A 12,129-nucleotide genomic window follows, 5' to 3' on the forward strand; every position below is an offset into this window, starting at 1 on the left:
AAAGAGCTCCTTATTCTTAATAAAGGCTTTTTTGGTAAGAGTTGAGCGCTCTGACTGTTCGATAAAGAACATGAAGGATAAAAGAAATGAATATTATCGCACAACTTGAAGCTGAACAATGTGCAAAAATTGAAGAAAAGCGCCAATTTCCAGCCTTTAAGCCAGGAGATACAGTTCGTGTCATGGTGCGTGTGACGGAGGGTACGCGGACGCGTGTTCAGGCTTATGAAGGTGTTTGTATTGCACGTTCAGGCGGTGGGTTGAATGAGACCTTTACAGTGCGCAAGATTTCTTATGGTGAAGGGGTGGAACGGGTGTTTCCTGTTTATTCTCCGTTGATTGAAGGTGTTGAGCTGGTGCGCCGTGGTAAAGTGCGCCGTGCAAAACTCTATTATCTTCGTGGTTTGAGAGGTAAAGCTGCGCGTATCGCTGAAAAGAGAGATTATCGGAAAAAAGCTGAAAAGGTTATTGAGAAAGTAGAAGCAGCATCTGTCAGCACAGATGTTGAAAAGAAAGTTGCTGAGTAAAGATTATATCAGCTAAACTTTATGCAAAAGCGGCTTTTATGCCGCTTATTTGTGTCTTTCGTGATTCGTTTTGCCTTTTAAAAGGCTTGGAGGGGACATAAAAATGTTTAATCTATCAATTTTTTCCTCTTTTTATCCTTAATCATGGGTGCAATTTAAGATACCATTGCATATATCATGGATACTCAAAAGGATAAGTTTAATCTGAAAAAATGCCTGTTTATATTTGAGAAAAGATGTTAGACCTTTGACGTGAAGATAAAATTGTATTAGATTAAAGCAAGTTTTGCGGATCATATCCGTGGAGTAATCGGTTTTTTTATGCGTGACCTTTAATCCGTTATTTGAGACAACCGACCTGTAGTATCGGTATCTTGAGATGCCAAACAAGTGAAAACGAGAGAATATATTTAGTCGTTTTGCGCGAACTTTCTCGTTCATTGCGGTTGCAGTAAAAACCAGGTCAGGATATTTTATGACAGAGACAACTAGGATAAAAGAGCGCCCTCGTTCCCCTCATATAAGTATTTATCGTTGGACAATTACTATGGCTATGTCCATTGCACACCGCATTACGGGTATGGCACTTTATGTTGGAACGGTTTTTCTTGCTGTTTGGTTAATTGCTATTGCGTGCGGGGAGGAGGCATTCAGAACGGTTCACGAGATTTATAGTTCTTGGTTTGGATTGTGTATTTTGTTTCTTTATACTTTGGCAGGGGTTCATCACATGGTTGGTGGTGTTCGCCACATTGTTTGGGATCTGAAACCTTGCCTTTTGGCAAAAGAAAAGGCAACAGTCACTGCTTGGGCGACAGTGTTTATTTCTCTTATTGTTACTTTTGCGATTTGGATTATTGGATATACCGTTGTTTAGCTGGGGGTGAAAAGAGATATGAAAAAAGATTTTCGAACGGAACTTGGAAAAGTACGGGGGCGTGGCAGTGCTCATGAAGGAACAGAGCATTTTTGGCTAGAACGTTTGACAGGGTTTATCAATCTACCACTTTTGATATTTTTTATTGTTCTTATTCTTTCGCTTGTGGGAAAGGACTATAGCATTGTGCGTGCAAGACTTGCACATCCTATTGTTGCTATTTTGATGGGATTGATGACTTTTTCGGTCCTTTATTATATGAAACTTGGTATGCAAGTGGTGATTGAAGATTATATTCCACGTGAAGGTTTCCGGATATTCTTTTTGACGTTAAATATTTTATTTTGTTTTCTCATAGGTGGTATCATTATTTTTTCTCTTTTGAAAATTGCATTAGGGGGTTAAACAAATATGGCGGGTACAGGATCATCTCTGGGCGCTAAAGCAGGTAACGCCCCTTATCGCACTGTAGATCATAAATTTGATGTTGTTGTTGTTGGGGCAGGTGGTGCAGGATTACGTGCAACATTGGGTATGGCGGAACAAGGATTAAAGACAGCTTGTATTACGAAGGTTTTTCCAACGCGCTCACACACGGTTGCAGCACAAGGGGGAATTGCTGCATCGCTTTCAAATATGGGACCTGATAATTGGCAGTGGCATTTATATGATACCGTGAAAGGTTCTGATTGGTTGGGTGATACCGACGCAATGGAATATTTGGTGCGTAATGCTCCTGCTGCTGTGTATGAATTAGAACATTATGGCGTTCCTTTTTCGCGGACGCAAGAAGGCAAAATTTATCAGCGTCCTTTTGGTGGACATACGACACAATTTGGTGAAGGTCCACCTGTTCAGCGTACTTGCGCAGCCGCTGATCGTACAGGCCACGCCATTTTGCATACGCTTTATGGACAAAGCTTAAAGCATAATGCGCAATTTTTTATTGAATATTTTGCACTCGATCTCATCATGACGGATGGGGTTTGTACGGGGGTTGTGGCATGGAATCTCGATGATGGTACAATACATCGTTTTTCTGCTAAAATGGTTGTTCTTGCAACCGGTGGTTATGGACGCGCTTATTTTTCCGCGACATCGGCGCATACCTGTACGGGTGATGGTGGTGGAATGATCGCACGTGCTGGATTGCCTCTTCAGGATATGGAGTTTGTGCAATTCCATCCGACAGGGATTTACGGTTCTGGCTGCTTAATTACAGAAGGAGCTCGTGGTGAAGGAGGTTATTTAATCAACTCCGAAGGTGAACGCTTTATGGAGCGCTATGCACCTTCCTTTAAGGATTTGGCTTCACGTGATTTGGTTTCGCGTTGTATCACACTTGAAATTCGTGAAGGACGTGGTGTTGGACCTAAGAAGGACCATATTCATTTGGTTCTCAACCATATTGATCCTGCAATCTTGCACGAGCGTTTACCGGGAATTTCGGAATCAGCTCGGATTTTTGCAGGTGTGGATGTAACAAAAGAGCCTATCCCCATCTTGCCAACGGTCCATTATAATATGGGTGGGATTCCTACCAATTACTACGGGGAAGTTCTCAATCCAACGGCTGATTCGCCTGATCGTATTCAACCAGGGCTGATGGCGGTAGGAGAAGCAGGATGTGCTTCTGTTCATGGGGCTAATCGCTTGGGGTCAAACTCGTTGATTGATCTTGTGGTGTTTGGTCGTGCTGCTGCCATTCGCGCGGGTGAAGTTATTGATCGGAATGCAGAAATTCCACCCCTCAATGAAGAAGCTGTTGACGAAATTATAGCGCGTTTTGATCGTTTACGTTTTGCACAAGGGGCGATACCAACAGCTCTATTGCGTGAAAAAATGCAACGCACGATGCAAGAAGATGCGGCAGTATTCCGTACAGAAGATTCTTTGCAACAAGGATGTCAGCGGATGAATAAAATCTGGGGGGAATTGTCGGATCTCAAAGTCACAGATCGTTCTCTGATATGGAATTCTGATTTGGTTGAAACATTAGAGCTTGAAAATCTCATGGCGAATGCAATCATGACGGTTCATTCTGCCGAAGCACGTTTAGAAAGCCGTGGCGCTCATGCTCGTGAAGATTATCCAGAGCGTGATGATAAAAACTGGCGTAAACATACGCTTTCACATTTGTCAAAAGAGGGTGAGGTGACATTATCATATCGACCTGTCCATGTGGACCCATTAACATCTGAAGCTGATGGTGGGATCGATTTAAAGCGCATTGCACCTAAAAAACGGGTTTATTAAGGGGAGAATGAAATATGGTACAAATTAAGCTTCCCAAAAACTCTCAAGTAAAACCGGGAAAGGTTTGGCCTAAACCTGAAGGTGCTACAAAGCTGACGGAATTTCACGTGTATCGTTGGTCGCCTGATGATGAGGAAAATCCTCATCTAGATACTTATTATGTGGATCGTTCTGCTTGTGGTCCTATGATTCTTGATGGGCTTTTGTTTATTAAAAACCACATTGATCCAACTTTGACACTTCGTCGATCTTGCCGTGAAGGCATCTGTGGTTCATGTGCGATGAATATTGATGGAACCAATACATTGGCTTGTACCAAAGGTATGGATGATGTAAAACACCCCATTAAAGTCTACCCTTTGCCTTCCATGCCGGTTGTTAAAGATTTGGTTCCTGACTTGAATCGCTTTTATGCGCAACACCGAGTTATTGAGCCTTGGTTACAAACAGTTTCTCCTGAACCTGCAAAAGAATGGTTACAAAGTCACTCCGATCGCCAAAAAATCGATGGTCTTTATGAGTGTATTTTGTGTGCGTGTTGTCAGACTTCATGTCCAAGTTATTGGTGGAACGGTGATCGTTATTTGGGTCCCGCTGTTTTGCTTCAAGCTTATCGCTGGATTGCGGATTCACGTGATGAGATGTGTGGTGAACGTCTTGATAATTTAGAAGATCCTTTCCGCCTTTATCGTTGCCATACGATTATGAATTGTGCGCAAACTTGTCCAAAGGGACTAAATCCAGCGAAAGCGATTGCTGAAATTAAAAAACTCATGGTTGAACGCCGCCTTTGAAAATTTACTGATTGATGAAAATAAAGCGCAAGGTGGAAAATTGTATCTCCTTTTAGCAATTAAATCTCTAAAAGAAGATCGGCTGCTTATGGGGGCGCAGTAGCTATAATCATTCTAAAAGTGAAGTAATCCCTAAAAAGTTAAGCAATTCTTGCAATGGCTGAGCAGAAAACTCATAGTTGAATATTATCTTTGAAAACTGACCTTTTAACGAACAGTAAAAAGAAAAATAGAAAATTGTGCGTGTTTTTTGTGCCTCTTTGAGGCTTAATCTCTAAAAATTTATTGGCTTCTATGAGGCGGTTAGCATAGTTATTATTGCCTTTAAAAAGGCAATAGTCTTTTGGGTAGACTATACTTTAAATAGCGTTCTATGTAAAAACAATATGTTATGTGTTTTTATTTTTATTAAATTATTATCATAATTTATACTTTGATGCAGATTCAATTAATCATTTTTTATAAAAAATGATAACTCTGTATAAATATAGAACAAAAAATAAATGCTGATACAAATATTAAACGCATGTAAATTATTTAAATGAAATACACAGGAGTGATTATTATGACAGTTCGTCATTTTACGACACATTTATTATAATATCGAAAACATTGCTAATATTCATGGATTAGGAATTTTTGATAAAAGCATTATATATAAAGGTCATATTTTTTATTTTAAAGATTTTATTGTTAATCGCATTAAAAAACAAAATTTATAGTTCTCAAAATGGAGAACGTAAAATCCCTCTCTTTTGTGTAGAGATAATCATACAGTTAAGGGGGCTGTAATTTAAAACTATTGTAACGTCATAGATTTAAATTCATTAAAGAGAAAATAAGACGTTTTTAAAAAATATCAAATTTATAGTTTTTTCCAAAAATTTAGAAAACGCTAGTGAGAATTCTAAGAACACGTGTTGCGAATGTGGAATAGGGATGTTTATAGGTTCGTTTGAGTTGAATGAATTCAATCATCAAAGAAAACATGTTGTGTTTTTATGAGTTTCATAGGTTTTGATTTTATATGTTTTTATCTATAAAAAATAGAGGTTTCTAGGTTTAGGTCTCATTTATTATGTTAGGGGATTTCATTTTTTCTTGTATATATGCTGAAGAAAGTTATTTAAGCAGTAAAAGTGTTTTTTATTTTATTTTTTAGCATAAAAGATATTTCTTAACATGAAAGAGAGGTGTCCAAGTATTAACGGTATAATCGGTCATTGTTTTGATATTTATTCTGTTGTGCTGTAAAACACTATCTTATTTAGGATGTGATAATTAAAGTGGTTAGAAGGTGAAATCTGCTAGGCGAGGAGGCGGATAATTTGCAGCTCAGTGCGTGTAAAAAGCTTCACCCTTTGAGGTGTGATAGGTGGAGTCTGTTAGCCAATTACGTAAACTAGAGCGAAATCTACGTGGACAGGTTTTCAGACTAATCTCTCTTATATATTGTGATAGGAAACTCACATTAATAAGGACCACGACCGGTTGCAGAAAAAAGAAATCATTGCGAAAAAACAAGCACGCTTGTTTTAAAATTTTTAATGCTTCTGATCATAAGGGTATGCTGAAATCTCCTGTAGTATTACGCAGACCTTTTATATTCTCAAGCCAAGAATTGTCCATGTATCCCCTTCAATCTGATTTTCACGAATTGATGCAAGGGATGGTAGAAACCTCTGTAAGAATAAGCAGACGCAAAGCCAGTTGTATCATTATTGTTGCTTTGCAGAGTGTTTGATAAAAATCTGGAACATTTCTCCAATTCATTGCCTGTTCATTAATGACTTTATGGCGTTGTTTTTCTAAAAAAGCTTTTGCTGTTGCAGCTTTTACTTACCAGATGGGAGTTAAGAGTATTACGTATTCTCGTTGGCGTAATCTTTGAAATCGGTATACAGCCTCCTAATTTGAGGAGAATATGAAGCTGTAAAGGTGCAAACCAGTTTCTATTTTGCCGTCATTTTTTAGTTCAGTTTTATGACTTTCAAAAGTATCTAGAGTAATGTCTTTTAAATAATAGAGATTATGCATTGCTTCACGCTTTTGTTTCTCTCGTTTTTTAATAAGATCACAATCCTTATACAAAACAGAACGCCCCAACCCAAATACACCTGGCTTGTCAATTTATGCGCTTGTTTTAAAGAAACCTTTCTTTAAGGAGCCCCAGCTCATTTCGCGACAGTGCTCGTGGATGGTATAATGGTAAAGCTCCGATGAATAATATAAAATTTATAGAGCATCTCCATTTTTACACTTCATAAAAGAGCAAGTTGGGTGCCATTAGACACTTTGCAAACTCCCAATGTTGCGACAGTTTTTGGCATTTTGGATGGTTTATAAAAGGTATTTTTAGTGCTTTTTTGTACAGTTTCATTCTATACGGCTTTATTCGCTTGTAATGTGCAAGAGCATGGTTTTGGTTAATAGACAGCTTTGAAATGAGAGAATCTTACGGTACTAAGATCTTTTATCCAACACGCAAAATAATGAACACTCTTTATAAATCAATGTGACGTGGCTTAAGAAGAGGGATTGTATATCTGTGCTTTTAGGAATTTTTGCTTTTTGAGGTGCAGAGAAGAGAGCAGGAATATTCAGAGAGTAGAGCTTACCTGTGTAGTCTATGGATATCCTCTTTAGGATGGGGACATAAGCCACGTGATATGGTTAGCAAAGCTTGCTTAAGAGAAATTTAGTTGTTTACGAACAGCCGTAGGTTAAGAATCTTTCTTCGTCCGAAGAAGACGTCGATATGCCACTATACTTTTTATTACCAAATAGAATGTGGTTTATGGATGCTAAATCGAAATGATAGTTTATTTCGTATGAGGTTTTCCGTATCTGGAGATTGTTTGGTGAAAAAACATATTTATTAATCACTTGAAAATAGCGCTTAGAATTTTTAAACGATAAGTTTTGGTCTTGATGACGATAATTATTTATTATGATTGAAAGGACCTGTTTTACGAAGCTTTCATTGATATGCGAATCAAAATTTCTTCTTTTCTTTTGTTGAAATATTTATTTTATAGCTATTTTTTTGCATTAAACATACTTTTTCAAAAGATAAATGGGAAGAATGATCAAAGGTAAGAGAATAGAGAGAGCCTTATGTATAATTTGGTTTTCTCGTAGAGTTGTTGTCTATTAACTTTTTTCTTCTTTTATTCATGAAGAGTGTAGAAGATCCATTGGAAAAGAAAAGAGAATAGGAAAAGTTAAATAAATAGCCGTAACAACTAGTTACGGCTATTGTTTGTTTGTATCATCTTACCGAGAGAGGAAGCTTCCCTTAAGCGATTTTTGATTTAGCAAAAATTGGGTCGTAAAAGACTTCAGAGAGTTTTCTATCTTTAAAGAACAACACTACGTCAACTGTTGTATAGAGAACGATTTTTATCATTTCTAACTCGAGTTGCCGGCCAACTTCTGATCTTTTAATCAAGGTGGCACATCGTTCAAATGTCTGCAAAGCGCTGTTGGCATGCGTCGTTGTAATCGATCCGGGATGGCCAGTGTTGAGCGAATTGAGATATTCCCATGCTTCATTGCCTCGCAATTCAGCGAGAAAAATTCGGTCGGGCGACTGACGCATACACGCATCTAGACACTCTTCAGCTGAAACACGGCCTACATTGTTACCATAAATCATATGTACATGATTGGGATGATTGGGTAGAAAAAGCTCATGAACATCTTCAATTGTGATAATACGCTCCTCTACAGGAACCTTTTCAATTAAAGAGCGGGCAAATGTTGTTTTACCAGATCCTGTTTTACCTGCAATAATAATGTTGCGTTTGTGAAGGACGCATTCTTGTAAAAATTCAAGAATTTTTCCATCACGTTTATGTTGCAAAAGTTGAACTTCAAATGGTTCCAACCGTGTGAAGTCCTGCTTCGATAACAAGTTATTGGCTTCTTTTGCTGAAGGCTTATTAAAACTTACATCAGAAAAATCGTCAAATGCCCCTTCTTCTTTGAGTTCTTCTAACGTCTTAACTACAAGAGAATGTTTACGAATTACAAAGGAAAGAGCACCATCAACAACAGCTGGTGTTTGTATAATTGTACCACGTTGTCCACCAGGCAAGAGCACATAATTAATACTTCTGGGAGCCATACCGTTATAAACGATAATAGCTGTAATAAGCGTTTGCAAAAAAGTGGTTGTTAACTCTGGTACGCTATGTACTTGCCAACCCTTAAAGCTTTTCGTCCATACTTCATAGGGGCGGCAAATCGATAATTCAGTGATCGTGGGATCTTCTAAGAAACAATCAAGCGGTTGCAGAAGCTGAAAAACTGCTTGATCTTTCTGTATCGGGTTAACGTGTGACGAGACTGTAGACATTGCTGAAATCCAGATCACGAGCAACAAAAATATTTACTCGTTCGCCTTGGTTTTTGTAAAGTGTTGGTGTGATATTGATGGAATTTTGAAGAACATCGATTGCTATAGATTCAGCATTCTGAGCATCTTTATTTTGTGAATTCTCTTTATTTTCTTTGCTGCTTTTATTAACTTTTCCTCTTACCCATTCTCCTAAATCACCGATAATGCTTACCATAATTGCACTACCAAATCTCTCCCAAAAATGTCTGTCAACCCAGCCACCAATACCCGCTTCACCTAGAGGACCTGTGCCTGGTGAGTCAAGATTGACAACAACACCAGAAGGCGTTTCGATGCGTAACCATTGCACAAACACGCGCGTTTGTCCTTGTTGTATGCCACTTTGGTAAAAACCAACGACTTTAGAACCACGGTCAAGCAAAACAACACGTCCACTTGTGGAATAAATATCGCGTGTTAAATAGCACGTCGTCATTCCGGGTTGTGATGTAATGATCTTTGTTTCTAACGTACAATCTATTTGCGTTCCTTGTGTAATCAAAAAGTCACGGTTACGAAGTTGCATCGCATGTGATTGACCTAAACGCACGGGCTGAAGGTTATCAAATAATACGCCATTACCTGTATCATTATTCGATGCTTTATTATTCGTATCTGTAGATCCTTCGCTACCACCGTTGTTAAGGCTAGAACTGAGCATACGTTTGCGTGCTAATTCTTCAGAATCTTGGAGCATATGTGGAGGAATGGCTGTTTGAAGAAGTTTACTCAAGGCCGGTGGAATATCTAGGCTTGAATCTTCTATTTGTGTTGATTTTTCTGCTTCTTCTACAATTTTTGGCTCTTCTATAATCCGAGGGACATAGTTTGGTATAATTTGCTGTACTATTTGTTGTGGTTTTTCTTCCTCAACTTCCACGGTATTACGCATTTTAAAAGCTTTCCAAGTCAAGGCAATCGGTATCGCTACTATGACAACAAGTCCTACCATTAACAATGCACGGGTACCTGGAACTGTCGGACGACGTTCAGAACCTAGTTCCGACCCTCCATAGGTACCTTCAATATGTTTTTGCTCGACGTTATCCAGTTTTGTACCTTTTCCCTCTCCTTCCTTATTGTCAAACATCATTTTCCTCCTTTATTGATACGATAAACCACCGAAGATACTGTCCCTGTTGTGTTTGGTACGCCGCCATTGGGGTCATAGGCTTCATTAAAAACAGCTAGAGCGCGTTTACCAAGCCGTATGAGCCATTTAGGATTGACCTTATGAACGGCGATAATATCATTAGAACTGCCGATAACGGTGCGTGGTATTAAGCTTTCATTTCCTTCAGCATCTACGACATAAATCGATGGCATATCCATGTTAGCGGGAAATTTGAAATAAGTAATACGCCCATTGTCCCAAGCATTTATCGGAGCAATATCTTGGTGACCGCTCATGGTATAACTGAGATTATAGCCGTTGACGCTTTGGTGAAAACCACGTTCAATCGCAAGGCGTCGATTGTTTTCTTCTGACTTTTCATCGTTTGAATCGGGATAATGGAAAGCCAATTCATAAGTTGATCCCGCACGGTCATTCCGAAACTGTAGTCGGAATTTGTAACTCCGTTTGTCAGTTACAACGATGAGATTGGTATTGGCAAGCTCTGCTTTTGGTTTAATAAAAATATGCCGCCCTTTATGAGCAAAGGCATAGGCTTCAGAATCGCCAAAGGCATGAGTTATATACTGTTCACCTTCTTCAAGAATAATATGTGTTGCCACACCAAGAACTGTTTCAATTTGAACCACATCGGCTTCGTTATATGTTATATAGCGAATGCGGTGATCATATTGTGAATTTGATGGACTTTTGAGCGCCTGCACAGGTACCGTATAAAGAGAAGAAAACGAAGACAATAGAACAACGAACGCAAGTTTTTTCATAACAATCAATTCCTTAATCATTCAACAGTATTTCTGGGTCAGAACGGTAACTTGTTACTTGAAAACCAAGGGGGTTAAGCAATCGATCAGATGATTTCATGGGTGCACCGATATAGGTGTAACCAATTGTTGCAATCTGGTGCTGTTTTGGTCCAGTAGCAGCACCGTTGCTGTCAAGTTGCTGAGTCGTAAAACGTACAGTTGCTTGACCGAGTCCATTAGGCTGGATTGATCGTACTTTAACTGTGATACGTGCTTTGTTGGAAAGCACTTTGTCCCGTGCATTTTCTCCATCATAGATTTTATAATATTCTTGTTGAACAGATGCCGCACTTAAAAGTGCGGTTGTGTCATAGTTCAGTTGAATGGTATCGTAGTCGTAAGTTTCGCGGTTAAGCACATATTGGTTTAGCCAATACCTATCTACAACTTCACCATAGCTTTCTTCGTGTTCACGCATGATTGAGATAACATCAACTGCACCCGTCGTATTATCAACGCGCAATACTAAGGGAGTTGGAGCTGGTTGAGAAAATCCAACAACTCCACATATCATACCGAATAAGCCAAAAAGACCCACAGTACTCGCGACACGCCATGCCGTTCTGCGCGACCTTATAAATTCATTGATAAGATCACGTTCTAAGCCACGGCTTTCTTCGTAATAACTTCTAAGTTGTTCGGCTTTCACTGGTTTTGCTTGTTTTGTTTTCATCTGTCTCCTCGCTTGATTTCGGCAGGGATTGTTTTATTAATAGGCACTCGGTTCCTATCATTTGGCTGTTTTAGCTTTGGTGCTAAAGCACAAGCCGATAAAAGGTTTGCAATCAAAATTACAAGAATGATCGACTTCATTTTAATATGACTCTTTTTATTGTTATATACATCCTGATATTTGTTGTCATTATTATTATTTTGAACATAAAGTAAAGTACGTTGTGTGTAATTATTTTACTTTTTTATTCTATTTTAATTTATAAAAACAGCTCAATTCAGTGCGAATATTTTTTACTGTAGGATTGGATATTCTTGTTATTTTGTCATATGGATATTAGAGGCTTCTGTTACGGGAACTATTTCTTTTTATCTCATCTAGTTTCTATGTCTCCATAGATGTCCAAATGTGATTCCTTTTGCGAGAGAATTGGCAACGCTTGATAGTTTGAGTAATAGCATGATGGATATAATGGACAAGACGAGAGCTCCCCCAAACATGGAGCTTATATTCTGGTTTTGATCGAATTTCATATCGCTCAAATAGTTTGCAAAGATATTCATCATCAGATTAAATACAGTTGCTAAGAGTAGAAAGAGGATTATATAATTGACGACTTGGATTATCCATTGCTCGAAAAGGCGATGAGTTGGTTGCCA

Annotated in this window: 11 protein-coding genes and 1 pseudogene; 5 read left to right on the forward strand and 7 right to left on the reverse strand. The window is 38.6% G+C overall.

What is annotated here, in order from left to right; all coding sequences use genetic code 11:
• The first annotated feature begins 86 nt into the window (after positions 1 to 86).
• The 5 genes from rplS (at position 87) to ACFIK0_RS07835 (ending at position 4,454) form a co-directional block, all read left to right on the forward strand.
• Positions 87 to 527, forward strand: a complete 441-nt coding sequence (gene rplS, locus ACFIK0_RS07815; protein WP_273790058.1) for a 50S ribosomal protein L19 — start codon at positions 87 to 89, stop codon at positions 525 to 527.
• A 475-nt stretch (positions 528 to 1,002) separates the two neighbouring features.
• A complete protein-coding gene (gene sdhC / locus ACFIK0_RS07820) occupies positions 1,003 to 1,404 on the forward strand; it encodes a succinate dehydrogenase, cytochrome b556 subunit (RefSeq protein WP_254492571.1) in 402 nt (133 codons plus the stop codon).
• Positions 1,405 to 1,422: 18 nt separating this feature from the next.
• Positions 1,423 to 1,809, forward strand: a complete 387-nt coding sequence (gene sdhD, locus ACFIK0_RS07825) for a succinate dehydrogenase, hydrophobic membrane anchor protein (RefSeq protein WP_273790057.1) — start codon at positions 1,423 to 1,425, stop codon at positions 1,807 to 1,809.
• Between the two features lie 6 nt (positions 1,810 to 1,815).
• A complete protein-coding gene (gene sdhA / locus ACFIK0_RS07830) occupies positions 1,816 to 3,660 on the forward strand; it encodes a succinate dehydrogenase flavoprotein subunit (protein WP_375659822.1) in 1,845 nt (614 codons plus the stop codon).
• Between the two features lie 14 nt (positions 3,661 to 3,674).
• On the forward strand, positions 3,675 to 4,454 hold the full coding sequence (locus ACFIK0_RS07835) for a succinate dehydrogenase iron-sulfur subunit (protein ID WP_273790055.1): 780 nt from the start codon (positions 3,675 to 3,677) through the stop codon (positions 4,452 to 4,454).
• Between the two features lie 1,374 nt (positions 4,455 to 5,828).
• On the opposite strand, the pseudogene ACFIK0_RS09960 reads toward ACFIK0_RS07835, so the two are convergent.
• The 7 genes and pseudogenes from ACFIK0_RS09960 to ACFIK0_RS07865 all read right to left on the reverse strand — a co-directional run.
• Positions 5,829 to 6,668: pseudogene (locus tag ACFIK0_RS09960) on the reverse strand (integrase); the annotation flags it as partial.
• A gap of 1,084 nt (positions 6,669 to 7,752) precedes the next feature.
• A complete protein-coding gene (virB11, locus tag ACFIK0_RS07840) occupies positions 7,753 to 8,814 on the reverse strand; it encodes a P-type DNA transfer ATPase VirB11 (RefSeq protein ID WP_273790054.1) in 1,062 nt (353 codons plus the stop codon).
• Positions 8,789 to 9,946: a type IV secretion system protein VirB10 gene (gene virB10 / locus ACFIK0_RS07845; RefSeq protein ID WP_375643059.1), complete on the reverse strand. Its 1,158-nt coding sequence runs from the start codon at positions 9,944 to 9,946 to the stop codon at positions 8,789 to 8,791. The genes virB11 and virB10 overlap by 26 nt, the downstream gene beginning before the upstream one ends.
• A complete protein-coding gene (virB9, locus tag ACFIK0_RS07850) occupies positions 9,946 to 10,755 on the reverse strand; it encodes a P-type conjugative transfer protein VirB9 (RefSeq protein WP_273790052.1) in 810 nt (269 codons plus the stop codon). The genes virB10 and virB9 overlap by 1 nt, the downstream gene beginning before the upstream one ends.
• A gap of 13 nt (positions 10,756 to 10,768) precedes the next feature.
• On the reverse strand, positions 10,769 to 11,470 hold the full coding sequence (locus ACFIK0_RS07855; RefSeq protein WP_273790051.1) for a virB8 family protein: 702 nt from the start codon (positions 11,468 to 11,470) through the stop codon (positions 10,769 to 10,771).
• Positions 11,467 to 11,610, reverse strand: a complete 144-nt coding sequence (locus ACFIK0_RS07860) for a TrwH protein (RefSeq protein ID WP_273791747.1) — start codon at positions 11,608 to 11,610, stop codon at positions 11,467 to 11,469. Before ACFIK0_RS07860 ends, ACFIK0_RS07855 begins: the two co-directional genes overlap by 4 nt.
• 237 nt (positions 11,611 to 11,847) lie before the next feature.
• Positions 11,848 to 12,129, reverse strand: a 282-nt coding sequence (locus ACFIK0_RS07865) for a type IV secretion system protein (RefSeq protein ID WP_375663754.1), incomplete at its 5' end; no start/stop codon positions are given.

Source organism: Bartonella sp. CL63NXGY (genome assembly GCF_042194905.1).
GTDB lineage: Bacteria > Pseudomonadota > Alphaproteobacteria > Rhizobiales > Rhizobiaceae > Bartonella.